This window comes from Erwinia sp. V90_4 (assembly GCF_029967685.1).
GTDB classification, from domain to species: Bacteria; Pseudomonadota; Gammaproteobacteria; order Enterobacterales; family Enterobacteriaceae; genus Erwinia; species Erwinia aphidicola.
Window position 1 is genome coordinate 1 of sequence record NZ_JASCAQ010000075.1, and the last position, 26,626, is coordinate 26,626.

Annotated in this window: 24 protein-coding genes and 1 pseudogene; 15 read left to right on the plus strand and 10 right to left on the minus strand. The window is 54.1% G+C overall.

The genetic code is table 11. From position 1 onward, the window contains the following. Positions 1–376: 376 nt before the first annotated feature. On the plus strand, positions 377–2,923 hold the full coding sequence (locus QLG07_RS23560; protein ID WP_282470273.1) for an SIR2 family protein: 2,547 nt from the start codon (positions 377–379) through the stop codon (positions 2,921–2,923). 667 nt (positions 2,924–3,590) lie between these two features. On the opposite strand, the gene QLG07_RS23565 is transcribed toward QLG07_RS23560, so the two are convergent. Beyond that, positions 3,591–4,259 (minus strand): epoxyqueuosine reductase QueH, encoded by a 669-nt coding sequence (locus tag QLG07_RS23565; RefSeq protein WP_282470274.1) that lies wholly within the window; start codon positions 4,257–4,259, stop codon positions 3,591–3,593. A gap of 271 nt (positions 4,260–4,530) precedes the next feature. On the opposite strand from QLG07_RS23565, the pseudogene QLG07_RS23570 reads away from it, so the two are divergent. Further along, a pseudogene (locus QLG07_RS23570) lies at positions 4,531–4,787 on the plus strand (DDE-type integrase/transposase/recombinase); the annotation flags it as partial. Between the two features lie 136 nt (positions 4,788–4,923). On the opposite strand, the gene QLG07_RS23575 reads toward QLG07_RS23570, so the two are convergent. Then, the gene (locus QLG07_RS23575; protein WP_282470275.1) at positions 4,924–5,589 is read right to left on the minus strand and encodes a hypothetical protein; all 666 of its coding nucleotides are present in this window, start codon (positions 5,587–5,589) and stop codon (positions 4,924–4,926) included. Between the two features lie 383 nt (positions 5,590–5,972). Here QLG07_RS23575 and QLG07_RS23580 point away from each other — a divergent pair, with 383 nt between their 5' ends. The 4 genes from QLG07_RS23580 (at position 5,973) to QLG07_RS23595 (ending at position 9,470) form a co-directional block, all read left to right on the plus strand. Beyond that, positions 5,973–7,058, plus strand: coding sequence for a mechanosensitive ion channel family protein (locus QLG07_RS23580; RefSeq protein WP_048916304.1), 1,086 nt, complete (start codon positions 5,973–5,975; stop codon positions 7,056–7,058). A 121-nt stretch (positions 7,059–7,179) separates the two neighbouring features. Next, the gene (locus QLG07_RS23585; protein ID WP_282470276.1) at positions 7,180–7,878 is read left to right on the plus strand and encodes a PAS domain-containing protein; all 699 of its coding nucleotides are present in this window, start codon (positions 7,180–7,182) and stop codon (positions 7,876–7,878) included. A 32-nt stretch (positions 7,879–7,910) separates the two neighbouring features. Beyond that, the gene (locus tag QLG07_RS23590) at positions 7,911–8,822 is read left to right on the plus strand and encodes a pyridoxal-phosphate dependent enzyme (RefSeq protein ID WP_282470277.1); all 912 of its coding nucleotides are present in this window, start codon (positions 7,911–7,913) and stop codon (positions 8,820–8,822) included. 18 nt (positions 8,823–8,840) lie between these two features. Next, positions 8,841–9,470 (plus strand): alanyl-tRNA editing protein, encoded by a 630-nt coding sequence (locus tag QLG07_RS23595; protein WP_282470278.1) that lies wholly within the window; start codon positions 8,841–8,843, stop codon positions 9,468–9,470. On the opposite strand, the gene QLG07_RS23600 is transcribed toward QLG07_RS23595, so the two are convergent. Next, a complete protein-coding gene (locus tag QLG07_RS23600; protein ID WP_282470279.1) occupies positions 9,458–10,864 on the minus strand; it encodes an aminopeptidase P family protein in 1,407 nt (468 codons plus the stop codon). The genes QLG07_RS23595 and QLG07_RS23600 overlap by 13 nt on opposite strands. A gap of 303 nt (positions 10,865–11,167) precedes the next feature. Here QLG07_RS23600 and QLG07_RS23605 point away from each other — a divergent pair, with 303 nt between their 5' ends. From QLG07_RS23605 to QLG07_RS23620, 4 genes are all read left to right on the plus strand, one after another. Next, positions 11,168–11,548, plus strand: a complete 381-nt coding sequence (locus QLG07_RS23605; protein WP_048916299.1) for a putative holin — start codon at positions 11,168–11,170, stop codon at positions 11,546–11,548. Beyond that, positions 11,535–11,825, plus strand: coding sequence for a phage holin family protein (locus QLG07_RS23610; RefSeq protein ID WP_048916298.1), 291 nt, complete (start codon positions 11,535–11,537; stop codon positions 11,823–11,825). The genes QLG07_RS23605 and QLG07_RS23610 overlap by 14 nt, the downstream gene beginning before the upstream one ends. An 83-nt stretch (positions 11,826–11,908) precedes the next feature. Then, complete coding sequence (locus QLG07_RS23615; RefSeq protein WP_282470280.1) at positions 11,909–13,660, plus strand: glycosyl hydrolase family 28-related protein; 1,752 nt, start codon at positions 11,909–11,911, stop codon at positions 13,658–13,660. 300 nt (positions 13,661–13,960) lie between these two features. Next, a complete protein-coding gene (locus tag QLG07_RS23620; protein WP_099754151.1) occupies positions 13,961–14,161 on the plus strand; it encodes a hypothetical protein in 201 nt (66 codons plus the stop codon). A gap of 230 nt (positions 14,162–14,391) precedes the next feature. Here the strand turns inward: QLG07_RS23620 and QLG07_RS23625 are convergent, their stop codons facing one another. Further along, positions 14,392–14,637, minus strand: coding sequence for a DinI-like family protein (locus QLG07_RS23625; protein WP_048916295.1), 246 nt, complete (start codon positions 14,635–14,637; stop codon positions 14,392–14,394). A 145-nt stretch (positions 14,638–14,782) separates the two neighbouring features. Here QLG07_RS23625 and QLG07_RS23630 point away from each other — a divergent pair, with 145 nt between their 5' ends. Continuing rightward, entirely contained in the window at positions 14,783–15,520 is a 738-nt protein-coding gene (locus QLG07_RS23630; protein ID WP_048916294.1) for a class I SAM-dependent methyltransferase, read from the plus strand. Here QLG07_RS23630 and QLG07_RS23635 read toward each other — a convergent pair whose 3' ends face one another. After that, positions 15,521–16,198 (minus strand): MBL fold metallo-hydrolase, encoded by a 678-nt coding sequence (locus QLG07_RS23635; protein ID WP_048916293.1) that lies wholly within the window; start codon positions 16,196–16,198, stop codon positions 15,521–15,523. It abuts the gene before it with no gap. A gap of 17 nt (positions 16,199–16,215) precedes the next feature. Beyond that, positions 16,216–17,139 (minus strand): muramoyltetrapeptide carboxypeptidase, encoded by a 924-nt coding sequence (gene ldcA, locus QLG07_RS23640; RefSeq protein WP_282470281.1) that lies wholly within the window; start codon positions 17,137–17,139, stop codon positions 16,216–16,218. 217 nt (positions 17,140–17,356) lie between these two features. Here ldcA and emtA point away from each other — a divergent pair, with 217 nt between their 5' ends. After that, complete coding sequence (gene emtA / locus QLG07_RS23645) at positions 17,357–17,992, plus strand: membrane-bound lytic murein transglycosylase EmtA (RefSeq protein WP_099754161.1); 636 nt, start codon at positions 17,357–17,359, stop codon at positions 17,990–17,992. Positions 17,993–17,995: 3 nt separating this feature from the next. Here the strand turns inward: emtA and QLG07_RS23650 are convergent, their stop codons facing one another. After that, on the minus strand, positions 17,996–18,733 hold the full coding sequence (locus QLG07_RS23650) for a flagellar brake protein (protein WP_282470282.1): 738 nt from the start codon (positions 18,731–18,733) through the stop codon (positions 17,996–17,998). 198 nt (positions 18,734–18,931) lie between these two features. Here QLG07_RS23650 and QLG07_RS23655 point away from each other — a divergent pair, with 198 nt between their 5' ends. After that, entirely contained in the window at positions 18,932–19,180 is a 249-nt protein-coding gene (locus QLG07_RS23655) for a GlsB/YeaQ/YmgE family stress response membrane protein (RefSeq protein ID WP_048916290.1), read from the plus strand. 57 nt (positions 19,181–19,237) lie between these two features. On the opposite strand, the gene QLG07_RS23660 is transcribed toward QLG07_RS23655, so the two are convergent. From QLG07_RS23660 to QLG07_RS23670, 3 genes are all read right to left on the minus strand, one after another. Beyond that, positions 19,238–21,361 carry a TonB-dependent siderophore receptor gene (locus tag QLG07_RS23660; RefSeq protein WP_048916289.1) on the minus strand — a complete coding sequence of 708 codons (2,124 nt, stop codon included), beginning with the start codon at positions 21,359–21,361 and terminating at the stop codon, positions 19,238–19,240. A 247-nt stretch (positions 21,362–21,608) separates the two neighbouring features. Beyond that, complete coding sequence (treA, locus tag QLG07_RS23665; protein ID WP_187498265.1) at positions 21,609–23,291, minus strand: alpha,alpha-trehalase TreA; 1,683 nt, start codon at positions 23,289–23,291, stop codon at positions 21,609–21,611. 160 nt (positions 23,292–23,451) lie between these two features. Continuing rightward, on the minus strand, positions 23,452–24,126 hold the full coding sequence (locus tag QLG07_RS23670; RefSeq protein ID WP_048916305.1) for a GntR family transcriptional regulator: 675 nt from the start codon (positions 24,124–24,126) through the stop codon (positions 23,452–23,454). A gap of 117 nt (positions 24,127–24,243) precedes the next feature. Between QLG07_RS23670 and QLG07_RS23675 the strand changes: the two genes are divergently transcribed. Together QLG07_RS23675 and QLG07_RS23680 are read left to right on the plus strand one after the other, a co-directional pair. Then, entirely contained in the window at positions 24,244–24,918 is a 675-nt protein-coding gene (locus QLG07_RS23675) for a DUF2848 domain-containing protein (RefSeq protein ID WP_048916287.1), read from the plus strand. A gap of 33 nt (positions 24,919–24,951) precedes the next feature. Beyond that, positions 24,952–26,274: an MFS transporter gene (locus QLG07_RS23680; protein WP_282470283.1), complete on the plus strand. Its 1,323-nt coding sequence runs from the start codon at positions 24,952–24,954 to the stop codon at positions 26,272–26,274. The last annotated feature ends 352 nt before the right edge of the window (positions 26,275–26,626 follow it).

Genomic DNA, 26,626 nt, shown 5'->3' on the forward strand with positions numbered 1-26,626 from the left:
ACTGGTAACTGGTAACTGGTAACTGGTAACTGGTAACTGGTAACTGGTAACTGGTTTACGGAGCGGTGTAGTATTTACGATGTAAATACAGAGTTCTTGAAGAGGGTGCCCAACTGCGGCTAGACTGGAAGGACAGATTTGGTCACTGTGCTCCGTTAAAGCCAGTTACATCAGTTTAGAAACTTGCCGGTTTCTGATCCTTCGAAAGGCCACCTTGCCGGGTGGTCTTTTCGTTATTAACAATGCCCTTCCTGCATCAAAAAATCAAGATAACTTCAGGATGACTTAACGATTTCTCTTAAAAAAAGATGGACTTCGTATGCTTTTAAATATTAAATAAAGCTCAAAAACCCACTTCATAAAGAGAGAAAAAAACATGGATAGCGAGTCCCTTAACGCTAGAAGATCAATGAGCTATACATCAGAACCTGACAATAGTGATAATTTAGAAAAATTGAAGAGGTTAATAGCCACTGGTAACGCGCTGTTATTCACAGGGGCTGGATTTTCATTAGAATCACAGAATGTAGAAGGAAATAAAATCCCCACAGCAAAGGAACTTGCAAAGATAATATCAGCAGAGTCAGCGATTTTCTTTGAAGAAAAAAATGCAGATGAAAGCCAAATAAAACAGATACAAGAATGCGAAGACCTAATGGTCAGCTCAGATTTCTTCCTTAAAAACATTCCGAGAAGAGACAGTCTACTTGAAATATTAAAAAGAACATTCAGCATCAATGAGGTAACTCAAGATCAAATTGATATATGCAAGTTAAATTGGAGAAAAACATACACAACTAATTATGATAACACTATAGAACTTGCAAATCTAAACGCAGGAAAGACGATCACATCTTTAGATCTGACTGACAAACCAATTGATTATAAGAAAGCAAAAGATATTTGCTTGCACATCAACGGAAAACTTGATAAAGCAAGCGAATCCGATCTCGATAGCAAAATAAAGCTTACAAGCTCATCTTATTTATCAGCAGACCAATTTATAAACTCACCATGGTACTCACAGTTTAAGACTGACATAGACCATTGTAGTGCAATAATTTTCATCGGTTATTCAATGTATGATATAGACATACAAAAAATATTATTTGATAACGATGAAATAAAAGAAAAGACATTCTTTATTGCTAGAGAAGGAACAAATACATTTGAGAACTATAAAGCCTCATTGTTTGGCGATGTACTTAATATAGGGGTAAAAGGGTTTGCTAAAGTAGTCAATGACTGCATAGCAAACAACACCCACAATGAAAACATTGAGATGGTAAGCTCAATGGATCTCTATCAGCTAAACGAAAACAGTCATGACATTAGAGACTCAGAAGTTGCTAACTTCATGTTGTTCGGTAACGTTCGAAATGAATACATTGACCAAGTCACTCTTTCAAAAGGAATTGAAAGAAAAATAATCCATAGGTCAGAGCTTGAAAATATAGTGGGCGCTATAAATTCAGGACACAACGCTGTAATAACAAGTGACTTAGGAAATGGTAAAACCGTACTAATAAAAATTATAATGTCCCATATGTCGCGATTGGGATTTGACTGCTATTTATATTTAAATAATGAATTTAGCTTTACAAAAGACCTCGAATCAATATCAAAAAAAAATAGAAAGTCAATTGTTTTCATTGATGACTACAGTAATAAAATCGATGCAACAAGGCATGTAATTGAAAAAAATTATGATAATATTCAGATAGTTATATCAACAAGGCATTATGGTTACGAGGTAACGAAAGAGCAATTAATATCAATGGACTTGAGTAACTTTAAAAATTACAACATTGATTATTTGCTAGATTCAGAAGTTGATGAGTTTATTGATATTGTTGATAATTTAGGCGAGTGGGGAGAGCGCGCAGGACTTTCCAAAAGAGAAAAATTAAGAGACTTAGATGAAGAAGCAAAAACCCAATTATCTCTATTATTGCTTTCAGTATTGAAATCAGATTCTATCAAAAGAAAAATAGGTGAAATAACAGACTCAATTTTCTCAGAGCCTAGATTAAAAGATACAACATTTGCAATTCTTATGATGGATGTAATGGGCCTTAACATTGACAGATCTTTAATTTCAGACATAGCAATGAATGATGGAATTTACTCTCAAAATTTCATTGAGAACTATGGTGTTAGAAATCTATTTCGCGTAGAAAGAGGTGTTATAAAGACGAAATCAAGTACGTTATCCCGATATCTAATCGCAAATGCCCTTGATTCAAAATACGTAGCTAATCAATTGCTAAAAATAGTTGAACACTTAAATAAAACAAACCATGAAACTAAAGATAAGAAATACTCTGATATAATAACTTCATTACTAAGGTTTTCTATCGTTGAAAAAATGCTTCCTCAAAAGAGAGTTGAGATCAACTTTTATTACGAGAAGGTAAAGCAAATATTACCGAGATTAATGAAAGATCCTCATTACTGGGTACAGTATGCAATGTCTGTAATTCCATTTAAAGAGTATGGGAATGCGCAGACTTATATTAAAACAGCCTATTCCCTAGCTGAGAGAAAGAGCAATTACCATACTAAAAACATAGACACTCAACAAGCAAGGCTATACCTGTTGATTTGTGTAACTAAGGAAGGGAAGGAATCTTTTGAGTTCTTTGAAAAAGGAGATGCTTTGATGAGAATCATACCCAATGACATTTACAAATATCGCCAAGTTTCTCGTTACAAGGACATCTACGAAAAAGTATTTTATTCTTTTTCTCCAAAGCAAAAGGTCATTTTTGAACATGCAGTAAAACGGATAATCGTTGAGTCAGAAAGCAAGGAGCTTTTAGATAACGGATTTTATCAAACTGGCGGAACATGGATTGAAAAAATAAGGGAGGACTTCTTAGGGATGATAAGAAACATAGAAAGTAAAAGAAGCACCAAATAATAAATAAAATAAAAACATGAAAAAAAATGTCGCCTTCGGCGACTTTTTTATGGAAATTAAATTTGTAATGTAAAAAGGCGCTTTCAACCTTCTTTACCTTGCATCCATCACAATATCGAACATACTCAGTGTAGTAATAGGGGGCAGTTTGGATATAGAGAATTATTGTACGGTAAGCGTGTTTTTCGAACAGGCTTACCTATAGCAATGGAGTGTACCCTCGCGCTGTACGCCATTTCCCGTGGATTTTGTCTCATCAGATAACCTAAATGCGATACGGAATGCCGATAATTTAAAAGCGATAGCCATTGGCACTAAATCAATCCCTTATGGGCTTGATTAGTTAAATAATGCGCTAGGAGTACAATGATTTCCTATTTCCAAACTGACCCCTATTACATAAACGACCGGTTGAGTGACAATCATTAAAACAACGGTTCTAATGCGGAAAGTTATCGCATAACCCGCAATTTAATCAACGTCATGCAAATCATATGGTCTTTAGCTTTGGTGACGGAATTTTTCTGGAGTTGCGGCGTACAACCCCAAGATCGGCATTCAGCCATCTCATGACAGAAAAATTACTGTTCCATGCCGGGTGGCGCATTCAGTTGTTAAAGGAAAGCAGAAGGAAGACTGTCACTCCATCGAGGGCGTCAAATAAAAATCATGCCTGCTCGTCTTCTTTACCGTAGTAAAGCTTACCGAGCTGAATAAGGAGACGGCCCTGGGATTTGCGGTGCAGGTTGCTGTCCCGCAGCGAATAAACGCAGCCACAGTATTCCTGCTGGTAGAACTGCTCGCGCTTGCTGATTTCAATCATGCGCGACGAACCGCCCTGCTTGCGCCAGTTATAGTCCCAGTACACTATTCCCTGATAGTGCGCGGCGGCCCGCTGTCCACTGTCATTGATTTGCTGAATATTTTTCCAGCGCGAAATGCCAAGTGAGCTACTGATCACGCTGAAGCCATTTTCAGCGGCGTATAGCGCCGTCCGTTCAAAGCGCATGTCAAAACACATGGTACAGCGAATGCCGCGCTCGGGCTCCCATTCCATGCCTTTAGCACGCTCAAACCAGTTATCCGTGTCGTAGTCCGCGTCGATAAACGGAACACCGTGTTGTTCGGCAAAGCGAATATTCTCATCTTTACGAAGCAGATATTCTTTCTTCGGGTGAATGTTCGGGTTGTAGAAGAAAATGGTGTAGTCGATTCCCGAGGCCTGGATCGCCTCCATAACCTCACCGGAGCAGGGAGCGCAGCACGAGTGTAGTAGCAGTTTATCTGCCCCATTCGGGAGTTCCAATTTAGGGCGTTTGAAATCAGCGCTGGTCATTGATTTATTCGTTGGGGTAATGATAATTGAGAAGAGTGTAGCATCAGAGGTGAACTATCGGGAATAGCTGCCAGCCTCGTACACATTCCACAATGTCCGCTCCTGGCACTCACTCGTACAGATCCTCCCTGTTGCTTCCAGCCATAATGCTTTTTGTTATAACCGAATGGCGTGACGACTGCGCTTCAACGTCCGAAACCGACCTGTGGGGCTCTGTTGCAAAAATCTGTAGGTGGTAGAGTGATCGCTCCATTTGCTGATGGAGTAGCACATGAACCTATTCAAAGGCCGGCATTTTCAGAGAGACATCATCCTATGGGCGGTTCGCTAGTACTGCAAAGTTGACAGCATGGGCCGCACTGTCGATTTTTACCTCTCCCAGCGTCGTAACAGCAAGGCGGCATACCGGTTCTTGGGTAAAATCTTCAATAACGTGAAGAAGTGGCAGATCCCACGCTCCATCAACACGGATAAAGCGCCCACCTATGGACGTGCGCTGCGTTACTCAAACGCGAAGGTCGATGCCCGCCTGGGCGAAATGCGTCTGATAAGCAGAATTTTTGAAATGTGAGGCCTATTAATAAGACAAAAGGCTACCTCATCGCGAACTTTGCAACAGTGCCCTGCAAGGTGCCAGAAAGTGATATTCCCGCCATTGCAGTGGCTAATCCCTGGCAAGCGACTCAGGGCAGCCGGTGACCTGCGGGTAATTGCGGCAGACCAAACTGAGCGTGTTTTTTGGCTCGAAGCCTTTATCCAGCATGCAACGCTGAACTTCAGCGGCTTTGCGTAGCGTCGGCACGTATGGCACCGAGCCTAAAGGCTGCGGATAGCCGCACTGATACATCACCGCCAGTGCCTGCCTATCATTTTCAATTTCGTGAGAAAAATGCCGAGATACCCCGGCCTGACGCCAGCTAATCAGGGAAGACGTGTCCACGCCGGACTCGGGCTTAATCGGATGAAAGCCTCTGTCTGCGACAAAAGGCAGCGCCTCGAGCTGGCTTTGATTCAACGGGTGCCCCTGCTCCTGACTGCGGCAGGCAGGCGTATCATGATAGACGCGAACGCTGCAAATTTTGAAACCGTCCTTGCGGGTAAAACCCATTTTCTCCATGCACTGATAATAGAGAACTGACTCATTGTCGGTTTTCGGGATATCGGGGCCGGGGAGGGGCACGCCGCATTGACCCATCGCAACGCGCACGCCGTCGATATCGGTATCTGGGCGCTGCCACTGAGTGAGGTCTGGTGCAGGCGGGCAGCCCGTTAGCAGCAATAGCGAGGTTGTCAGCAGAGGTAACGTTAGCAGTGGCGATCTTGGCGACATAAAATTCCTTTTCATTGATGTTTTACCGGGTGTCCATACTGCCTGAATTGTCGCTGTTCGAAAACAGCGTTCAGGCCATATCCGTACTTAAGCCGCAGGCCTCTGGTCAGGATAAGAAAGTTGCTTACGAAGCATCCGGCCAGCTGGCAACCGCGCCTGCTCACTGACGCTGAGTCGGTCGTCGCCCCCAGAATTTCAGCGGGGGGCATCTGTGCTAACCTTAAGCTGTTGGCGCATTTCGAAATTTTCAAACAGTCGCGAAGCGTATTTGAAGGTTTCATCTGTGCCAATCATCACTTCGCAGATAACCGGCAAGACAACGGTTACTTATTTTGTTACTTATCTGACAGCCTGAGGTTGTTAGTTGGCTATAAGGGTAAAGGATGCAAATGATATTTGGTGAGTTATCTGGTGCGCCAACCTGGGTGCCTGCCGTATTACTCGTCACGCTCTCACTCGTCCTGGGATTCCTCGCCCGGTTTATCCTGCTCAGGTTCATCCGCTACTGGCAGAGCCGTGACCGTAAGCTGTTTAAATCACTGGAAAAACATCTTCGTGGTTCACTGTTTCTTTTCATTCCCCTGATGTTGATCAATGTCGGGATCCATTATATTGATATTCAGCCAGGCTCTCTGGGCTTTATTACCACCACGCTTAATATATTTATTATTTTATCATTCTGCTCTATTTTAATTCGCCTGACCAACGTTGCGCAGGATATGCTTTTTATACGCTATGACATTAATCTATCGAATAATCTCCGCGCGCGTAAAATTCGTACCCAAATAATGTATGTTAAGAAAGTGGCTATCGTGCTGCTGGTGTCATTCTGCCTGACGCTGATCCTCCTCAGCTTTCCCAGCGTGCGCAAATTCGGTACGACGATTCTGGCCGGTGCTGGAGTGGCTGGGATCATCATCGGTTTTGCCCTGCAGAAGTCGCTTGTTAACCTGTTTGCCGGCATTCAGATAGCGTTTACGCAGCCGATAAAAATTGATGATGCGGTGGTGGTCGAAAATGAGTGGGGCTGGATTGAAGAGATAAACCTGACCTATGTGGTGGTGCGTATCTGGGACCTGCGTCGGCTGGTACTTCCCATTACCTACTTTACTGAAAATCCCTTCCAGAACTGGACGCGTAATAACGCGCAAATTTTAGGTTCTGTTTTTCTCTACCTCGATTATTCCATGCCGCTGGAGCCTCTGCGTAAGCATTTTGAACAGATCCTCAGCGAAACCAAATTGTGGGATAAGCAGACTCAGGTACTGCAGGTGACCGATACGAATGAAAAAACCATGACCATCAGGTTATTGATGACGGCGCAGAACTCGCCAACGGCCTTTGATTTGCGCTGCTACGTGCGCGAAAGAATGATTGAGTTCGTTCAGCAAAACTATCCTCAGAGCCTGCCTCATGTGAGGGCGACACTCACCGACTCTGTATCAGGGGACACGCGCTCCGCCAGTTAATCATCAAATTCTCCCAGCGACCTGGCCGGAAGCAGAGAGATCTGCGTTTAGATCAACATTATGTTGATCTAAACGCGTTTATCGCTATTATCGTCAACATAATGTTTAATAGAGATCTGCTATGAACCTCGCTGACTCTCGCTACCAGGACGATCTCCTGCTGATGCTGGCCGCGGCGGTGCGCGTTATCGGCAGCGTGATTGCTGCCAATACCGAAGTGGTGCTGCACGATCTGCGCTCGCCGGAGTTCTCCATTGCCGAAATCGCCAATCCGCACGTGACCGGGCGGCGCAGAGGGGACTCGGTGCTGGCGGGGTTGCGCAGTGACAAAGCCTTTATCAGCGCGATGGATGCGAGCGCTGAGCCGGTCACCCTGATGCTGGATTACCCCACCTACAGCAGTAGCGGTGCGCCACTGCGCAGCAGCACCGCCTTTTATCGCACCCCGGGGAAAGCGCCTTTTGCCGCACTCTGCATTAACGTCGATAACCAGAGCATTAGCGATGCGCTGAATATTTTGCAAAGCCTTACGCGCACCATTCCCCCGCAGGATGATGCGCCGCCGAGACAAAATACCCTTGAGGCCGCGCATGAAAATATCGAAGATCTGATGCGCGACATCATCACCAGCGCCACGGAACTCAGCCCGGGCAGCAGCAGGGCCGACAGCAAAAAGGCCAGGCTGCTGGCGGTCAGGCAGATGCAGGAGAAGGGGATCTTCCTGATGAAAGGCGGCGTCGAGAAAGCCGCCGCAGCGCTCGGTATTACGCGTTACACCATCTATAACTATCTGGATGAACTTAAAAAATCGGGCAGCTGATCGTCCGGTTATCCCTTTCTGGAGTCGTGGTTATGCCCCTGAATATCGTTACCCCCCTGATTGAATCTCTGCCCCTCAGCCAGCTGGCAAACACGCGCATATGGCTGAAGATGGAAGCCTCACAGCCCAGCGGATCGTTCAAGATGCGCGGTATTGGCTATGTTTGTGAGCAGCACTATGCCAATGGTGCAAAGCGTTTCATCACCTCATCCGGCGGTAATGCCGGCCTGGCTGTGGCTTATGCCGGGCGCAGGCTTGGCGTGCCGACGGTGGTGGTGGTACCGGAAACCACCACCGGGCGCGCTAAACATCTGCTCTCCATAGAGGGTGCCGAGGTCATAGTGCATGGCAGCATGTGGTCAGAAGCCAACGAACGGGCGCAATCGCTGCGGGGGAATGACGATGTGTTTATCCATCCGTTTGATGACCCGCTACTGTGGCAGGGCCATGCCTCGATGATCGATGAGGTGCTGGCCGAAGGTGTGCGCCCAGATGCGGTTGTCGTCGCGGTAGGTGGCGGCGGGCTGCTGGCCGGGGTGGATGAAGGGCTGCGGCGTAACGGGCTGCACGATGTGCCGATATATGCCGCCGAAACCGAGGGCATGGCTTCTTATTTTGCATCCCTGCAGGCGGGATGCCTGACCGAGCTTGCGCAACTGTCCGGAATAGCGACCTCGCTCGGGGCGCGTCAGGTGTGCCAGCGTGCTTTTGACGTGGCGGCAGAGAGGCCGGTCATCCCGCTGCGCGTCAGCGATCGTGAAGCCGTTGATGCCTGCCTGGCATTTCTTGACGATCACCGCACGCTGGTGGAGCCGGCCTGCGGCGCGGCGCTGGCCCTGCTTTACGGCAAAAAAATCCCCGCCGCCGTGCTGAAAAATGTGCTGGTGATTGTCTGCGGCGGCTCCACCACCACCGTTGATGCGCTGAAGAATTTTGCAGGCTAACAGATAAGGAAATAGACGATGACTGAAAGACTCTACTACCACAGCGATGCGCTGGAATGTACCAGCAGCGTCATCGGCTGCAGCGCGCAGGAGGATGGGCGCTACCGCGTGATCCTCTCGTCCACCCTGTTTCATCCGAAGGGCGGCGGGCAGCCCTCGGACCGGGGCACGCTGGGCGCGGTCAACATGCTGCACGCGGTGCAGGAAGGGGACGAAGTCGCTCACTATACCGATGGACCGGTAGCGCTGGGGGCGGTGGATCTGCGCGTCGACGCTGCGATGCGCCAGCTGCATACCCGCTATCACTCCGCCGGGCATCTGATAGCGGCGGTGGGCGAGAAGTTTGGCTGGTACGGCAATAAGGGCGACCATCGGCCGGGGGAAGGGCGCGTGGTATTCGAGCCGCGCGAGCCGCTCAGCGCCGTCAGCGCTGAGGATTTCACCTCGGGCGTCGCGGCGCTGGTGGCGCAGGGGCTACGCCGCCAGCTGAGTGAAGAAGCCGGGCGGCGCAAGGTCACCTGGGGTGAACTGCCCGCCTATGCCTGCGGTGGCACCCATGTGGATTCCACTGCGCAGGTCGGCGAAGTCCGCATCCTCAAGGTGAAAGAGAAGAAAGGGCAGCTCTCCGTACAGTATCAGCTGGCGTGAGGCTTACGGCAGACCAGCGCCAACTGCTTATTGAGCAGGAACGGGCGCAGGTATGCCACGGTATTCGATAGCGGAATGACCTCATCGCTGAGATCAATACCCAGCGTGTTAATGATGTAGTGGCGCCGGGTGCTGATGCGCTGCCAGAGTTCGGGATAATCGCGTTGGATCTGCGCCTGAAGCGCCCCGTCCGCCAGCGCGATGCACTCCTCGCAGCTGGTGCCGCTGTAGCCGGCTACGGAGGGGATAATATCAATCTGCACGATCATGCCGCTTTTCAGGGTTTCCGCCGAGTTCGCATACACGGGGGATGACATCCACTCTTCATCAGCGCCGAGGTGGCCCGGGTTCAGGTGCCAGCCATATTTTTTCTGCTCCAGCACCGTTTCAACAAGGTGATACAGCTCGCCGCCGGGCATGCCGATGCGAATCGCTTCCAGCCAGCTGGCGACCGTTGCGAAGTAGGGTTTCACCACGCGGTCTAAATAGTCATGCTGACGTTGCGGCAGTTGGCTTTCATCGCTAATGACAAAGCCGCTGCGGCTGGAAAGCCCGCCTTTAAAGGCGGTGGTCATTGAGAGTGGCTGTCCCGCTTCGATTTGCTTATAGCTGGGGTAGAGGTTGGCTTTCTCGAAGCGCTGCCCGGCAGCGGCAATGGTCACCACCGTGTGATACTGGCCTTCGGCGGCCAGCAGCGCACCCAGTTCGCTCTCACGCAGGCCCGGTTCAACCGCGTTCATCGCCGCGAGGATGCAGCAGGACGCGAGGTTAGCGCCGTACTCATAATGCGCGATCTCGTTGGCATTATTCGTGGTTCTGGCGCCGTTCTCGCCGCTGATAAAAAGATCTGCGGCGTTCTCCAGCACGGCATTATCCGCCAGGCTGTTTTTTAGCGCCTCGACGATAAACCACGGCAGATCGAAGATCTTGCGGTTATCCGCCGTGGAGGAGGTAAACATCTTCCAGCCCACCACGCCAATCTTAGTTTTATCGCCAAGCTCTGCCGCGCTGAACAGGGCCTCAAGCGGCTGTTCCTGCACCATCGGTTGATTCGGCAGCGAGAAAAACGCGCAGTGGTGCAGCGCAGCCGGGATGCGGCAGTGGTTAGCCATTTTCAGGTTTTCATTGCCGAGGATCAGGCTGGCTTGTCCACTGCGGTTGAGGATCAGCAGCCCCTCTTCAAAGCGCGGAATAAAACCGGTGAGATATTCAAAATTTGCACCGTGCTCCTTATCCGCATAAATCACCAGGGCGTCATAGCCTGCGTCACTCATCCGCGCCAGCAGTTTGTTTTTGCGCTCAAGAATAGTGGCATCGCTTAACGCAACGGGTGGGATACCGGAGAAAACCGCAGGCGGCGCAATGCTCTGCAGGAGGATATTGTTACACTTCATATGACCTCGCGTTTGGACACTTTACTGTCACTCCAGCTGCAATATGAGCTGTTTTCAGCCAGGGCGCAATGTACGCTCAGGCGAACTGGCGCGGCGCTCACTGCAGGTGCCTCGAGCGCGTCAATAAATCTGCGGTACTAAAAATTGCTGAAAATTTCTCTTTCCGGCTCACGCGTACGCAAAAAGCAGGTTAACTTTATAAAAACGCGCTTCCCCGCCAGCACGGTGAACGCTAAGCAGCCCCGACATTACGTTGGGGCTTTTTTTATCTCTGAATTCTGAGGGCAGAGCAACGGAGGCAATATGGCAGCATCAATATTAGCAGTCAGTCTGGGCGCTGCAGTGACGACGGGCGCTGGCCTGTTCGGCATGCCAGGCACCACCGACTATGGGGTACTCTTTGGCGCCTTTGCCGGTGCGGTGTTTTACGTTGCCACAGCGGCAGATATTCAGGTTATCCGCCGCGCTGCCTACTTTGTGGTTTCCTGGATTGTGGGCGTGTACGGCGCAGGTCTGGTTGGAGCGAAGCTGGCGCAGATCCTCGGCTATAGCGATAAACCGCTGGACGGCCTGGGCGCGGTGCTGCTCTCCGCACTGGCGATTAAAACGCTGACGTTTTTCAGCCAGCAGGATCCGGCAACCTGGCTGACACGCTGGAGAGGAGGTCATCATGGCAACAAGTGATCCAATCGTTATCACCAATGTGGTGGTGTGCTCGGCTATCGTGCTGAGGCTGATGTTTTTCTATAAGCCCGGAGCTAAACACCAGTGGTGGGCTTCCTGGCTTGCATACCTGATCATCCTCGCCTATGCCTCGGTACCGTTCCGCTTTCTTTTTGATGTTTACGTGCATACGCACTGGGCGGCGGTGGTGATCAATCTGATCTTCTGCGCGGCGGTCTATCGTGCCAAAGGCAATGTCGCCACGATATTTGCGGTACTGCGGCCTGGCGACCGTTAAAGCCTGATTCCATTGAAAACCCCTTCACATCGCCCGTCAGGGCATCCCCGACAGGTTTCACCTGTCTCATCCCGGAGGTATTTATGATTGAAGTTAACTGCTTTGCCGATTTGCGTACCACTGCACCTGCTAAGGCCGGTGATATCGCCATGCTCAAACGTTACTACGATAAAGACTCCACCTTCCACGGCGGCGGCGACTTTGTCGGCTTCTCCGGCACCACCCCCCTGAGTGATGACGGCGGCACCGTAGCCAAAGGCAGCGGCTTTTTCTGGAAGCGCATCATCAATGACACTGAACAGGTCAATCTCTATCACTTTGGCGCGCGCGGTGACGGGATTACCGACGACAGTGATGCCTTCAAACGCATGTTCAGCTGGTCACAAAGCTATGATAGCAATGCCAAAAATCTTGGCGTACGTTTTCCCGCCGGCAAGTTCCTGATCAACCCGATTGACCTTACCGCCAGCGAAATTCCGTGCTTTGCCCTGTACGGTGATGACAGCCCTTATGGCGCTACGCCGCGCACGGTGATTGTCTCTGATAAATCGCCCAGCACCGTGTTCAAAGTGAACGCGCGCCGCACGGTGATCCGCGGCATCAGCTGGAACGGGCAGGCAACGGCGGACACCAGCGCAACAACGGGCGCGATTACCCCGGATATGCTCTCCAACGTGCAGCCGTTTTTCGAAAACATCACTATCGAAGGGGAGTTTGTGAATATCCGCTGCTTCCGCGTGCAGTACAACGGCGGCACGGCGATCAAACTGCTCGACACGCTCGATACCCGCTTTGACCAGATCTACTCTCAGTACACCTACGCGCGGGTATTTGAGGTGGGCTGGTCTAACTCCCCTAACGGCGTGTGGGATCATGCTACGGCCGTCGAGCTGACCGATGCCAATTTCCAGTATGGCTTCGCTGACGCCACGCTGATGATGCCGCGTATGACTCAGGGGATTATTCGCAACGTGTGGATTGAACATACGCGCTTCCCGGGTGACCTGACCAACGGGCAGTGGATTGTTGACGCCCTCAGCGTGGAGGACTGCGATAACCCGCTGAGTATGAACAACAGCCGCGCGCTGTTCCGCCAGCTTAATTTACAGGCGGGGGCGAAAGTCAGCCTGGACAACGCCAGCGGGCGCTGGCTGTCAGGATACGAAGGCGGCTGGCGCCGGGATGAGAATTTCGGCACCACCATGACCGGGTCGATGAAGGCAGGCTGGTACAGCGGCTACAAGCTGACCAACACGGCTGACAGCGATAAATGGTTCAAGGTGGGCAAGTTTGTCTTCCCCAGGGTGAATCAGCAGTGGACGATTGAGCTTATCGGCAAGATGTCCACTGCTAATCCCTCCGGAGTGGCGGGCAGCCCGACGCAGACGGTGGCCTCCGGCGCCACCTGGCTCAATTTTCAGCGCTGCGCCACCGCCGTGTGGGGCGATATGTACCACCGCGGGCAGCCTGCGGTGCTGGATGTCAAATACAGGCGCAGCTATGAAAATATTGTCGAGGTCTGGGTGAAGCTTAAGGCAGGCAGCGGTGACACCATGTTTAATCTGCGCTCTACCGGACCAACGCGCTTTGAGTCGGGGGAGTGTTCCTTGTATACCCCGGACCTGAACGAAGTCACGGATGAGACGCAGATTGGCACCGTTACCCCCAACGCACGCCTCAGCATGCATAACGGGCTGGCAGGTCTTGGCGCGAACGAAAATGGCGTGGTGACACTGGCCACCGCGGTGGCCGCAGCCCCGGCCAGCACGGTGCCGGCCGGCTATGTCACGCTCAACATTAATGGCATTGACCGCAAGATGCCCTATTTCAGTTAGTTTGCCGCCTTAAGCCGAAATCGCCCTTAATCGGGCGATTTTTTTATTTGTCGAGGGGAAGGAACTGAATCAGGGTTTAGGGCTGAGAATGCGCACGCGCATAGGGGATAAAAGGGTTTTTACCGTTAAGAATTGTCTGTCTTTTATCCGGCATTAGTCCGAAATAAGCGCGGAAAATGCAAATTTTAAGCAAATATAGTGTAAAAAATAACCGTTAGCCGATTTCCATCAGGATGTGGGGTTGTGATAATGCCGCCTGGCTCCGTAAAATAGGTCCAAAATTTACAGCAGGAGAGAAACGTGTCTGAAAGTGCGGCAAGTGAAAAGGGTTCCGAACGGCTTATCGATGCCAAAAACATCGCGCTTGGCTGGCGTATTGTGGGGCAGATGCCGCCACAGACTCTTGAGGAGGCCATTCAAATGCTGCGTGACAGCTCGGCTTTTGCGGCAAAAGTGTGTGATTTATTGAGTGAAGAGCTGGCCGAACGCAACAGGCGCTAAAGCTTCCTGCGGCGCGGCGCGCTAGCGGCAGGGGATGCGGGAAAAGTGACTAACTGGTTAAGCTGCCTTATCTTTCAGGCAAAAAAAAGCCCGCGAAGAGCTTTAATGCGGGCCAACACCAGGGAAATCTATTAATTAGCATGATAGGATGATTCTCAATTAATGCAAATGAAAAGCACCTTCAATCTTAATTAAAATCAATTTTTTTGGCTGACCTCGCAGTTACATCATCAAAATTCTTCAGACACCATCCACTGATCGGCTTCCTCAAACATCTCTTCAATAATGCGTAACAGCGTGGACTTATCGCTTTTACTGGCGTCACTTTTCACGCCGTTGGCCTGCATCGGTTTTACCTTGACCAGCGCATCGGGAAACACACGCTGCACGCGCTTTTCCAGCTCGGCCAGGATCAGCTGTTCGGCATTCGGCAGACCCGCAACGTTGCGCTTGTCATAAATCAGTTCAACAAACATCTCTGCTCCTTGTTATTTTTTGCTGTATAAAAATACAGGTAACCACGACAAGGTTCAATGACTATTTATCTGCACCCTTCTGCAGGGGTTTTCATCAGGCGCATATCAGCATTAAAATTGCCCAGGCTGATAAAAGGAAAAGACCATGGCGCAAAATATTTATGACGATCCGGCTTTTTTTGCCGGTTATGCCACATTAGATCGTTCGGTTAAGGGGCTGGATGGCGCACCGGAGTGGCCGAGCGTGCAGGCGTTGCTACCGGAGCTTGCCGGAAAAGAGGTGGTTGATCTCGGGTGCGGCTATGGCTGGTTTAGCCGCTATGCCTGCCAGCAGGGCGCGCACTCCGTGCTGGCGCTGGATGTCTCCGAAAAAATGCTGGAGAAAGCCATCAGCCTGGGCGATAACCCGGCAATTGCCTGGCAGCGAGCGGATCTCGAAACCCTGCAGCTGCCCGCACAGACCTTTGATGTCGCCTTCAGCGCGCTGGCGCTGCACTATGTCGAAGCACTACCGGCGATGCTGGCGGTGGTGTTTGCGGCACTGAAGCCCGGCGGCCAGTTTATCTTCACGGCCGAGCACCCTATCTATACCGCGCCAGCCCGGCAGGGCTGGCATATTGATGACAACCAGCAGAAATCCTGGCCGGTCAGCGGCTATCAGCAGGAAGGCCAGCGCGTCACTAACTGGTTTGCTGATGGCGTGATCAAACAGCATCGCACGCTGGCGAGCTGGATTAATATGCTGATTGCCGCAGGGTTTGTTATCAGCGCGCTGGATGAGTGGGGGCCAACCGCAGAGCAGGTCGCTCTACAGCCGGCGCTGGCGGAAGAGCGCGAGCGGCCAATGATGTTTATTATGGCTGTACATAAGCCGCCAGCCTAATCAGTGATGGCCGGGCAGAAGGTGCTCGTGATGGCGCAGATCCAGCGGATTATTTTCCGCCTCATCAAGCAGCGACAGCCACTGGCGCACGTCCACCTCCTGCCAAGCCAGATGCCCGGCGGTGGTGCCCATCAGCACCACATCCGGGCGCAGCGCGCGGTAAAATTCAAGCGTCTGGCGCAGGTCTGCTTCATTACTCTCCTCGACCAGCACCGTTACCCAGCGATCGCGGGATAATGTGACAGTGTCACCGACAAACAGATAGGTTTTACCGTGCGGTGAGGCATACAGATAGCTGGTGCTGCCCGGCGTGTGTCCCGGGGTGGGCACGACGTGGAAGCTGCCGCAGTGAACTTCCGCAGCATTAAAGGTGGCATCGGCTTCCGCAAAGCGGCTCACCTGGCCCAGCGCCCGCGAGTGGCAGTAGAGGGCCGAGTTAAAACGCTGCTGTAACAGCCGCACGCCCGGACCAGCCTCGTGCCAGTGGGTTAAGTAGTGGCGGATAATCCCGCCCCGATCGGCAATGACCTGGTGATCTTCCGGGTTCTCGACCCGTGAAATCAGCAAATTACCGCGCAGATGCTGCAACAAAAAGCCGTGCATCATCAATTCTGGTTCCTCTTCGCCTGCAGGAAACTCAGGCGTGGATATCCAGAGATCTTCATACAGCTGCTTCATGTCTGCGCTCCTAACGATCAGCGCAGCGTCGGGTAACCTGTCAGCGTCAGTGAGCCGGTGGTACCGCTGACGTTCAGCTGCCCGTGCGATCCCAGGGGCAGCGTGACGGTGTCGGCACTGTGGCCAAAGGCCAGACCGCTGACCACCGGAACACCGGTCAGGTCGCGGATCAGGTTCCAGACGCTGGCAAAATCATAGCCGTTGTCGTAGTCGGTCAAAGTGGCTCCGCTAAAGCTGCCGGTGACAATGGCACTCTGGCGGGCAAGGATCCCGCTGTAGTGCAGTTGCAACAGCATGCGTTCAATGCGGAAAGGGTGTTCGTTCACGTCTTCGATCACCAAAATGCCGCCGTCGAACTCTGGCAGCCAGGGGGTACCAATCAGCGAGGCGATCATGGCCAGATTGCCGCCCCAAACCGTGCCTGATGCAGTAACGGCGGGAGAGGCTGTCTGCCATTCCAGTGTTAATTTAGGCGAAGTCAGGGCGCGCCAGAAGTGGTCGAGTGTGAATTCAGATAAAGTCTCAGCGCCGAAATTCCCGGCCAGCATCGGCGCGCTAAAGCTGACAACGCCACTTTTCACCAGCAGCGCCAGCTGAATCGCCGTGAAGTCACTGTGCCCGCACAGCGCCAGCGGGGCATTGTTCAGGCGCTCGGCCAGCGCTGAATAGTGGATGTCGGGCAGCAAGCGGCTGGCTCCGTAGCCGCCACGCACCGCGAGCACGATGTCCGGCAGCGTTTCCAGCCGCGCCAAATCGTTGATATCGGCGAGTCGCTGGCTATCGCTGCCGGCAAAACGCTGCTCGCGCCGGGTAATCACGTCACCGTTGTCTACGCGATGGCCCTCGGCCCGCAGGCGGGCAACGCCGCGCTCGGCGGCTGCCGGATTATGGCAGAAGCCGGAAGGGGCAATCAGATGAATGTTGCGTGGGGTTATCGCCATAATCGTCACTTTGCTGGTTTTTTATGCGCCGTCGTGGATTTATTTCCTCCGGCAGCGGTCCAATTTCTCCGTATGGCCCAGATGATGACGAATCGCAGCGGCGAAGTCACTGGTAGCGCGCACAAATTAGGAGTTACGGCAATTCTCAGACCTGCGGTAACCCGTATGATAACGCCAGACCAAAGGCGCACAGGATAAAATAAGCGTGAGAAAAAGCGTGCAGAAAAGCGTGAAAACGGTAGCGATAGTCGCGGCCTTAATGCTGGCAGGGTGCTCCAGCGAACCCGAGAGAAAAGTGGCTCATCAGCCGGATACCCCGCTGACGCAGGCACCGCCATCAAAAGTGGCGAGTGCATGGTCAATGATGACCGAGCAGGCGGCGCAGCGTAACGGCATCGACCAGAAGCTGATTGAAGCGATCATCACGGTTGAATCGGGCGGCAATCCAACGGTAGTCAGTAAGTCGAATGCCATTGGATTGATGCAGATTAAAGCTTCAACGGCAGGGCGGGAAGTGTATCGCGCTGCGGGGTTGCGCGGTCAGCCGAGCAAATCGGAACTGCGCGACCCGGTAAAGAATATTGATATCGGTGCCGCCTACCTGCGTATTTTGCAGGAGCAGCAGCTGGCGGGTATCCGCGATCCGAAAACCCTGCGTTACGCCACTATTGTCTCATACGCGAACGGCGCCGGTGCGCTGCTGCGCACCTTCTCACGCGATCGTGACCGCGCGATTGCGATGATTAACGCCATGAGCCCGGAAGAGTTTTATCAGCACGTGCAAGAAAAACATCCGGCGGCACAGGCTCCGCGCTATCTGTGGAAAGTCACCACCGCTTACCGCACCATCTGACGCTTACTGGAAGCGGTTGGCCTTATCGCGCGCCAGCCGCTCCAGCGAGAAGATCACCTGCTGCAGCACGCGCTCCTGCGCGGCATTGAGCGACAGAAAGCGTAAGCTGAGGCGCGGCGTGACGATGGTTTCGCTTTTACTGCCGACCACGCTGCGCTTACCTATCGTCATCAGCTGAGCATCCACCTCAAAACGCCCATACTCACCCATCTCCACGCGCAGCTTTTTGATACTGACGCCGGATTCCAACCCTTCAGGCAGCGCATCGTCGGCCAGCACGCCTATGCCACCCAGCGACAGATCCTGCAAGCGCAGGCGACCCTCACCGGAGCCATCCGGCCAGGGGATATAGCAGTAGAAAACCGGGCTAAGCGGGGCATTCACGCGGAAAAACTCTCGCCGCTGGATCATCCATAACAGTTCTGGCAGGGCGGCGCTAAACGCGGGCAGGCCTTCATGCTCGCTCAGGCTGAGCGCGGGCAGGGCAAATTCAACTTTGGCGCCGCGCATTTCGGCGGTGACGTGCAGCTCCTGGGCTTCTTTCGCCAGCTGGTTGTCGTAGTCGTTGCTGCCGTAATCGAGCACCAGGCTCTCTTTATCTGCGGACAGCAGGCGGGTGATGAACTGACCGCGCGGATGTGAAACCATCACCGGCGTCTGGTGTTCCAGCAGATCGCGCAATACGGCGAGGACCGCCAGCGTCCCGCGTTTAAGATACTGCTCTTTATCGTCCTCTTTCACATCCAGCTCCAGTCCAGGTGCAAATCATGCGGTTAGCCACTCTGATACGGTTATCGGCAAGCCTGCGTCGGGCTTTACGGATTTTTTACAAAAGTTTCTCTGAAACTCTGGATTTAAATCACAGACTTATAATCTTCGCCTATACTAAGGGCGTGTTAAACAGTGACGGTTAAATCACAAGATATTAAGGAGTTATCAATGGGTATTCTTTCATGGATCATTTTTGGTCTGATTGCCGGTATTATCGCCAAGTGGATCATGCCGGGTAAAGATGGTGGTGGTTTCATTATTACCATCGTACTGGGTGTGGTGGGTGCAGTAGTAGGTGGCTGGATCAGCACCTTCTTCGGCTTCGGCAAAGTTGACGGCTTCAACTTCGGCAGCTTTGTTGTCGCGGTGATCGGTGCGATTGTCGTGCTGTGGATCTACCGCAAAGTCCGCAGTTGACCGGCAGCATGAATTAAAAAAAGGGAGGCTGATGCCTCCCTTTTTGCTGCCTGCGGTTTAGAAATCGTAACCGACGGTAGCGATCACGCTGCGCTCGGCACCGAGGTAACAGTTGGTGGTGCTGTAGCAGGCGGCGATGTAATCGCGGTTAAACAGGTTGTTGGCGTTAACCTGCACATACGCACCCTTCAACTGGCTGTTCCAGCCGCCAAGATCGGCACGCACCGAAGCATCGACCAGCGTCACCGACGGCACGCGCGCGGTGTTCTCGTCGTTGGCCCACTGCTTACCGATGTAACGCACCCCGGCCCCGGCACTGATGCCGTAATCAAACTGGTAATGCGCCCAGGCGGAAGCCATCTGGTTTGGCGTCAGCAGCGGGGTGTGGCCCGAATTGCCGTCCAGCGACTCTTTATAGCGCAGGCGGTTCAGGGTGTATCCGGCGATGGTGCTGAGGCGCGGCGTCAGCTGATTACGCGCTTCCAGCTCAATTCCCTGCGAATGCACTTTACCGGCCGGCACATAGCTGGCGCTGCCAATGTCATTGGCATCACGCGTGGCGACATCTTTCTGCGTCAGGTCATACAGCGCGGCGGTATACATGTCGTTGGTGCCCGGCGGCTGGAATTTCACCCCGGCTTCATACTGCTCAGAAGTCGACGGCTTCAGCGCATTGCCGTCCTTGTCATTCAGGCTGGCAGGCGTGATGGCCTGCGCGTAACTGACGTAAGGGGAGATCCCGCTGTCAAAGGCATACAGCAGGGAAGCGCGCCCGCTGATGTGATCGTCCTGGCGGCGTTTGCTGATGTCGGTGCTGTGGTTGTCCTGCTGCGAAACAATGCGGTCGTAGCGGCCGGAGACATTGGCGTGCCACTTATCCCACTGCATCTCATCCTGCAGGTACAGCCCGCTCTGATAGTAATGGCGCGTGGTGTTATCCTGATAAGTTACCGCCACGCCGTGCGATGCGGTGGCACCGGTGAACGGATCGAGCGGGCTGGCAGTCCCGGCGCCAGTCCAGACATCATTGGTAAAGCGATGATACTCCGCACCCACCACCACTTTGTGCTGCAGCTCGCCGGTAGCGAAATCCGCTTCCAGCTGGTTATCGGTCGACCAGCCGTCAAGCGAGCCGCGGGAGCCGCTGTAGCCGCGCGCCAGTTGGTTACTGTTGCCGATCCAGCCGGTCTGATACACCTGATCCAGCGCTACGCTGCTGTGGGTATAGCTGGCGTTGGAGCGCACCGACCAGATTTCATTAAAGCGGTGTGAGAATTCGTAGCTGTAGATCTGCTCGCGGCGCTTGTACTGCTGGACGGAGCTTTCACCTTCGTTGAAGCCATCCTTCAGCCACTGGCCATTGTGCTGGGTCAGCGTGCCGGAGAGCGGCGTGGAGCCGTGGTAGCCGCCGGCCGGATCTTTTTGCAGATAGGCGCGCAGCAGCAGCGAGGTATCTTCGCTCGGCTGCCACAGCAGAGCAGGGGCGATAGCGTAACGCTCTTCGCGCGAGTTGTCGTACTGGGTATCGCTGGTCTGCGTCATCCCCGTCAGGCGAAATGCCCACTGGTCGTTAATCGCATTGGTGTAGTCAAATGCCGCACCCCTGGTGTTCTGCGATCCACCCGTCAGGCGAAAGTGGCCCTCGGGGGCAAACTGCGGGCGCTTCATGGTGATATTCACCAGCCCGCCCGGCACCGTCTGGCCGTAGAGGGAGGATGACGGGCCTTTAATGATATCCAGCCGCTCAATGAACCACGGGTCGATCTGCATAATGTTATGGCTGCCGCCGTCGCTCATCAGACGCATGCCGTCAAGGAACAGGTTATCGACGTCGCCGCCGTGGAAGCCGCGCAGGGCGATGGTATCAAAACGCGTGGCGCCACCGCCGAAGTTGGAGAATACCCCCGGGGTATAGTTCAGCGCCTGGCTGACCGTGTTAGCCCCCTGGTCAACAAACTGCTGGCGCGTCACCACCGAGATTGACTGCCCGGTGGTGATCAAGGGTTCATCGGTTTTGGTCGCCCCGGTAGAAGTGGTCGCGGTGTAGCCCTGCGTCGGGCTATCGGCGGTTTGCGGCGGAGCGGCAGTGACCACCATAGTTTCATTGGCGGCCAGGGTAATACCGGGAGCGGTCATGGCGATAGCGCACAACAAGACGGAACGCTTCAGGTTGTAAGTCATTGTTTTAATAGTCCCTTGTGAGGTACAGGCGGCGCCCCGGGAAGAGTAATGGGGCCAGCGAAAAGCGCCACTCTCGGCTAAACACAAAACGATATGAGAATGACAATGAGAATTGTTAGTTTTTAGTAAGGAAATTTCAACCCTAAATTTTGTAGGTCAAGGGGCAATATCAGTCTGAAGGGAAAGGGATCGAGTGAGGATTAAGTCAGGGCGATCGGTCGATCGCCCTGGTGAAAAGCGCGTCAGATTAGTTGGCGGGTTTCGCTGCGGTGATATCGCCAACGTTATTACAGGTCACCCCTTGCGGGCAGTAGAGATCCATCAGCTTAAGCGTGACGCCGTTGGTCCAGCCGAAGCCGTCCTGCAGCGGGTATTCACCGCCGCCGCCGCCGCCCAGCCCTTTCCCTTCCACCACGTATTTCTCCACCAGCTTATGTTCCTTGTCGTAGGTGGTCTGCACGTTTTGCAGGAAGCGCATGCCGATCTCTTTAGCCAGATCCTGCTGGCCGTAGTGATTCAGCCCTTCGACGGCCGCCCACTGCAGCGGCGCCCAGCCGTTCGGCGCGTCCCACTGCTGGCCATTATTAACGGTGGTGGTCACCAGCCCGCCCTCTTTCAGCAGTTGAGCCTTCACTGCCGCGGCGGTACGGCTGGCGTGGTCATCGGTGGCCGCCTGCAGATAGAGCGGGAACAGCGCGGCAGCGGTAAGCTGCGGGCGCACGCTGTTTTTCTTCCAGTTGTAGTCGGCGTACCAGCCCTGCTTGTCATCCCACAGATACTGGTTGATTGCCTGCTGACGCTTTTGCGCCAATGCGGCGAAGCGCTGGCTGGCATCATCCTGTTTGGCGACTTTACTGGCTTTTGCCAGCGTCTGCTCAAGGTGGAACATCAGGGCGTTCAGATCCACCGGTACAATCTGCGTGGTGTGGATGGTCGACAGATCGCCGGGCTTATCAAACCAGCGCGAGCTGAAGTCCCAGCCGGAAGCGGCTCCGGCGCGCAGATCGCGGTACAGCTCCGGCTTGTCGCGGCCGCTGGCCTTCTGCGCGGTGGCGATATCATCCATATAAGATTCGGTTCGCGGCACGTCGCGTGCATCCCAGTAGCGATTGAGCAGGGTACCATCTTTCAGCTTCACCACGCGCTTGCTGGCGTGGCCCGCTTTCAGCGCGTCGCTGTCGGCGTCCGCCATCCAGTAGTTGTACTCTTTTTGCAGCTGCGGCAGGTATTTGCTGTAGACCGCGTCGCCGTCGTGTTTCGCCAGCAGGTCGACCATCATGCTAAAGAACGGCGGCTGCGAGCGGCTGAGGTAGTAGCTGCGGTTACCGTTCGGGATGTGACCATATTTGTCCAGCTCGGTAGCGAAGTTATCGACCATGTCCTGCACGCGATCCCAGTGTCCGCTCTCCGCCAGCCCCAGCATGGTGAAGTAGCTGTCCCAGTAATAAACTTCGCGGAAGCGCCCGCCCGGCACCACGTAAGGCTTCGGCAGCGGCAGCAGGGAGTCCCACTGGCTTGCCTGGGTGGTGGAGCGCGTCAGCACCGGCCACAGGCCGTTGATATGCTCACGCAGGCTCTGGCCGGCTGGCGGCACGTACTTATCTCCTTCCGCCGGCAGGGTAAAGTTGGTGGCGACAAAGCGCTTGAGGTCGAAGTTGCGCTGGCTTTTCTGCATCTGCCAGTCGCTGAGGATCGATGTGGGATCGTTTTTTGGCACCGCATCGGCGAAGGTTTTCTGATCGGGGTAGAGCTTGGCGGCCTGCACCGCGTGGAACAGCGGCCCAAGGCGCACATCCGGCGGCTGTGGCGTGCTGTTTAACATTCGCTGATTATCTTCTGCCTGAAGCGAGAAGCTGACGGCAAGGGCGCCAGCCAGCAGTAGTGGGGTGAACAGAGGCATATTCCGTTGACGTTTTTCGGCTCTTCTCATCAGCAATTCTCCATGTCCAGATCCTAGGCGATCTGTAAGTTATTGAGCATACGAAAAACTTTAGACGAGAATTGGCAAATATTCAGGAATTGATGCGGCAAAATGTGAGTCAGAAGGGATTTTTGGCTGGCGCCGCCCGGGTGAGGCGGCGGAAAAACGTCTACTGGCCGAGCAGCGCGCGCTGGAAAGAGAGAATATGCGCGCGCGTTGCCGCGATAGCCGCTTCACTGTCGCGGGCGGCTAATGCACTGATAATCGCCTCGTGCTCCGCCACCACTTCGTACATATGGCTCTCCCGCGACAGGGTGGTGGCCCAAAAGCGCTGCGCCTGCGCGTGGATTACGCTGAGGATATCCGCCAGCCGGCCATTGGCGGCAATCGCGGCCAGCGTCTGGTGAAACTGCTGATCGAGCATCATCATTCCGGCGCGGTCACGCTTGTCGCAGGCGGCGGCGATCTGCTGATTCAGGTCACGCAGCGTGCTGAGCGCGGCTTCCGTTATATGCTGAGCGGCAAGGCGCACGCATAAACCTTCATTCGCCAGACGCACTTCGATCAGCTCCTGCGCATCGTCAATCGACAGCGGCGCCACCATCACTCCCTTACGCGGGATGACCTGCAGCAGCCCCTCTGCTGCCAGACGGTGCACCGCCTGGTTCACCGGGGTGCGCCCCATCTCCAGATCGGCCATGACCTGCGCGGTATTGAGGTATTCGCCGGGGCGATAGCGCAGGGTGATGAGCGCCTGCTTGAAACGCAGATAGGCCAGCTCATTCAGCGACAGGACGCGGGCTTTGGGGGGGGAATTCAGGGGATAGAGTTCTTCAGCCGACACGCTTTTCTCCAACAAATGTTGACCTGCTTTGCATTCTACACAAAAACATGGCACGAAAATCGCTTTGTTTAAAGTAGAGTGAAATTTCACAGTAATTTCAACTGGAGTCAGCGAACCATGAATCTCACCTTTAATCGCGCATCAGAAACGGAAAATGAAATTAATGTTGTTGTAAATCATTTAATTATAGCAGGGTGGACCGGCAGGGATGAAGCCGCTGTACTGCACCATATCCATGAGCTAGAGGCGCTGGGTGTGCCCCGTCCTGGTGCAGTGCCGCTGTTTTACCGCGTCACGGCGAACCAGCTTAGCCAGCATGCCCAGCTGGAAGTGGTGGGCGAGGCGACGTCAGGGGAGGCCGAACCGCTGATCTTTGCCCATCAGGGCAAGCTGTGGCTGTCGCTGGCCTCTGACCATACTGACCGTGAGTTCGAAGCGGTCAGCGTGGCGATGTCAAAACAGCTGTGTATCAAACCGGTGGCGCACACGGCCTGGCCACTCGACAGCGTGATTGCCCGCTGGGATTCCCTGATCCTGCGCTCCTGGATCAAAGAGCAGGGGGAGTGGCAGCTTTACCAGCAGGGCACGCTGGCCGCCATGCGCACGCCGCAGGATCTGATGGACCGCTACGGCACGGCATTCCGCGACGGCATGGCGATGACCTGCGGGACGCTGGCGGCCATTGGCGGTATTCGCCCGGCGGCGGAGTTCCGCATGGAGCTGGTTGACGAAGAGGGTGGGCGCACGATAGCTCACCAGTACCACACGCACGCTCTGCCGGTGGTGGCATAAGCGGCCGTATCTGACTGAACCCGGAGACTGACCATGACCATTTCGGAAACTGAAGTAACCCTGCATCAGCGTGAACAGGCCGCTGGCAAGAACACCCCGCACACCGCCCGTCTCGCGGCGGCCAGTTCAGTCGGCACCGCGCTGGAGTGGTATGACTTCACGGTCTACAACATTATGGCGGCGCTGATATTCAACCATGTGTTCTTCCCGTCGTTCGACCCGCTGGTCGGCACCATTCTGGCGTTTTCAACCTATGCAGTAGGCTACGTTTCGCGCCCGATTGGCGGCATGGTCTTCGGGCATCTGGGTGACGTGCTTGGCCGGCGCTTTGTGCTGGTCACCACGCTGGTGATCATGGGCGTCACCACGGCGATGATGGGGCTGCTGCCCGGCTATGCCAGCTGGGGGATCTGGAGCCCGGTGCTGCTGGTGGCGCTGCGCTTTATTCAGGGCATTGCGCTCGGCGGTGAGTGGGCCGGGGCGGTACTGCTGTCGATGGAGCACGGTCAGCCGCACCAGCGCGGGCGCAACGCCTCGTTTGCACAGGTTGGTCCCTCTTGCGGCACGCTGATTGGCACTGGCTTTATCACTCTGGTAACCCTGCTGCTGCCCGCCGAGGCATTTCAGGAGTGGGGCTGGCGTATTCCGTTCCTGCTGAGCCTGCTGCTGGTGCTGTTTGGCCTGTGGGTGCGCCGCAGCGTGGGGGAAACTCCGGCGTTTTTACAGCTGGAGAAAGCGCATAACACTACTCAGACTCCGCTGAAAGAGGTATTTACCCAGCATCCGCGCGCGCTGCTGATCGCCGGTGGCTCGCGCATTGGCTCTGACGTGCTGTATGCGCTGGTGGTGGTGTTCACGCTGACCTATGTCACGACGGTGCTTAACCTGCCGCGTCCGCTGGCGCTGATGGCGACCATGCTCGGTGCGCTGGGCAATGCAGTGACCGTACCGCTGTTTGGCGCACTTTCCGATCGCCTTGGCCGCCGCCCGGTGTATCTGATGGGTGCGCTGCTGGCGATGGTCTGGGCCTTTGTCTTCTTTACGCTGCTCGACAGCAGCCAACCGCTGTTAATTTGCCTCGCGGTGATTGGCGGCCTGCTGATCCACGCCATGATGTACGGCCCGCAGGCGGCATTTGTCACCGAGCAGTTCCCGACGCGGGTTCGCTACGCCGGTTCATCGCTGGCCTATACGCTGGCGGGCATTGTCGGCGGAGGCTTTGCGCCGCTGATCATCACTTCGCTGTATAAAGAGATGGGCAGCACGCTGGCGGTGTCGCTGTACGTGTGCGCAGCGCTGCTGATAACCGGAGTATCAGTATGGTTAGCCAAAGAGACCGCGCATAAACAGTTATAACGGCAGTGGCCGACCGCTTTCCTACGGGGTATGCGGTACGCGTAGTGGCCGACCGCTTTTCTGGTCGGCCAGCGGTGGCTGGGTCAGAAACGGGTTGACCGAAAAAGAGGGTCAACCCCTACGGGAATGCGATACGCGTAGTGGCCGACCGCTTTCCTACGGGGTATGCGGTATGCGTAGTGGCCGACCGCTTTTCTGGTCGGCCAGCGGCGGCGGGTGCAGAGACGGGTTGACCGAAAAAAAGGGTCAACCCCTACGGGTATGCGGTAAGCATCGTGGCCGACCGCTTTCCTACGGGTATGCGGTACGCGTCGTGGCCGCCCGCGTTTATGGTCGGCCAGCGGCGGCGGGG

Excerpts from the sequence above, each read along its gene's own strand:
- QLG07_RS23565 (WP_282470274.1), bottom strand. The coding sequence starts at position 4,259 with ATGACCAGCGCTGATTTCAAACGCCCTAAATTGGAACTCCCGAATGGG.
- QLG07_RS23630 (WP_048916294.1), top strand. The coding sequence starts at position 14,783 with ATGGCGCAAAATATTTATGACGATCCGGCTTTTTTTGCCGGTTATGCC.
- QLG07_RS23635 (WP_048916293.1), bottom strand. The coding sequence starts at position 16,198 with ATGAAGCAGCTGTATGAAGATCTCTGGATATCCACGCCTGAGTTTCCT.
- QLG07_RS23625 (WP_048916295.1), bottom strand. The coding sequence starts at position 14,637 with ATGTTTGTTGAACTGATTTATGACAAGCGCAACGTTGCGGGTCTGCCG.
- QLG07_RS23585 (WP_282470276.1), top strand. The coding sequence starts at position 7,180 with ATGAACCTCGCTGACTCTCGCTACCAGGACGATCTCCTGCTGATGCTG.
- QLG07_RS23655 (WP_048916290.1), top strand. The coding sequence starts at position 18,932 with ATGGGTATTCTTTCATGGATCATTTTTGGTCTGATTGCCGGTATTATC.
- QLG07_RS23605 (WP_048916299.1), top strand. The coding sequence starts at position 11,168 with ATGGCAGCATCAATATTAGCAGTCAGTCTGGGCGCTGCAGTGACGACG.
- QLG07_RS23675 (WP_048916287.1), top strand. The coding sequence starts at position 24,244 with ATGAATCTCACCTTTAATCGCGCATCAGAAACGGAAAATGAAATTAAT.
- QLG07_RS23575 (WP_282470275.1), bottom strand. The coding sequence starts at position 5,589 with ATGTCGCCAAGATCGCCACTGCTAACGTTACCTCTGCTGACAACCTCG.
- QLG07_RS23600 (WP_282470279.1), bottom strand. The coding sequence starts at position 10,864 with ATGAAGTGTAACAATATCCTCCTGCAGAGCATTGCGCCGCCTGCGGTT.
- QLG07_RS23560 (WP_282470273.1), top strand. The coding sequence starts at position 377 with ATGGATAGCGAGTCCCTTAACGCTAGAAGATCAATGAGCTATACATCA.
- QLG07_RS23660 (WP_048916289.1), bottom strand. The coding sequence starts at position 21,361 with ATGACTTACAACCTGAAGCGTTCCGTCTTGTTGTGCGCTATCGCCATG.
- QLG07_RS23590 (WP_282470277.1), top strand. The coding sequence starts at position 7,911 with ATGCCCCTGAATATCGTTACCCCCCTGATTGAATCTCTGCCCCTCAGC.
- treA (WP_187498265.1), bottom strand. The coding sequence starts at position 23,291 with ATGAGAAGAGCCGAAAAACGTCAACGGAATATGCCTCTGTTCACCCCA.
- QLG07_RS23615 (WP_282470280.1), top strand. The coding sequence starts at position 11,909 with ATGATTGAAGTTAACTGCTTTGCCGATTTGCGTACCACTGCACCTGCT.
- ldcA (WP_282470281.1), bottom strand. The coding sequence starts at position 17,139 with ATGGCGATAACCCCACGCAACATTCATCTGATTGCCCCTTCCGGCTTC.
- QLG07_RS23610 (WP_048916298.1), top strand. The coding sequence starts at position 11,535 with ATGGCAACAAGTGATCCAATCGTTATCACCAATGTGGTGGTGTGCTCG.
- QLG07_RS23595 (WP_282470278.1), top strand. The coding sequence starts at position 8,841 with ATGACTGAAAGACTCTACTACCACAGCGATGCGCTGGAATGTACCAGC.
- QLG07_RS23680 (WP_282470283.1), top strand. The coding sequence starts at position 24,952 with ATGACCATTTCGGAAACTGAAGTAACCCTGCATCAGCGTGAACAGGCC.
- QLG07_RS23580 (WP_048916304.1), top strand. The coding sequence starts at position 5,973 with ATGCAAATGATATTTGGTGAGTTATCTGGTGCGCCAACCTGGGTGCCT.